This is a genomic window from Streptococcus hepaticus (genome assembly GCF_043656315.1).
Taxonomy (GTDB): domain Bacteria; phylum Bacillota; class Bacilli; order Lactobacillales; family Streptococcaceae; genus Streptococcus; species Streptococcus hepaticus.
On sequence record NZ_JBINIY010000049.1, the window covers coordinates 1 to 471 of the forward strand.

The 471-nt window shown below is 44.4% G+C and carries 1 protein-coding gene; it reads left to right on the forward strand.

Features of this window, described 5'->3' with window-relative positions:
* Positions 1 to 471: ABC transporter ATP-binding protein (locus tag ACHUFA_RS11040; RefSeq protein ID WP_394406117.1), on the forward strand; the 471-nt coding region annotated here is incomplete at both ends.

Consider the following 471-nt stretch of genomic DNA (forward strand, 5'->3'; position numbering starts at 1 on the left):
TTCTCTGGTGGTCAGCGTCAGCGTATAGGTATTGCTCGCGCCTTGGTCATGGAACCGGAGTTTGTAATCGCGGATGAACCCATATCAGCCTTGGATGTATCGGTCCGTGCCCAAGTCTTGAATCTATTGAAAAAATTCCAAAAAGAACTTGGCTTGACCTACTTGTTCATTGCCCATGACTTGTCAGTTGTACGCTTTATCTCCGACCGTATCGCCGTTATCCATAAGGGAGTTATCGTAGAGGTCGCAGAAACTGAAGAACTGTTTAACAACCCCATCCATCCCTACACCCGTTCCCTTCTATCTGCTGTCCCAATTCCGGATCCTATCTTGGAACGTCAGAAAGAATTAATTGTCTACGACGCCAGTCAACATGATTACTTAGTTGATAAACCAGAAATGGTAGAAGTTACACCAGGACACTATGTCTGGTGTAACCAATCTGAATTGGCTGAATATAAAAAGAATGTC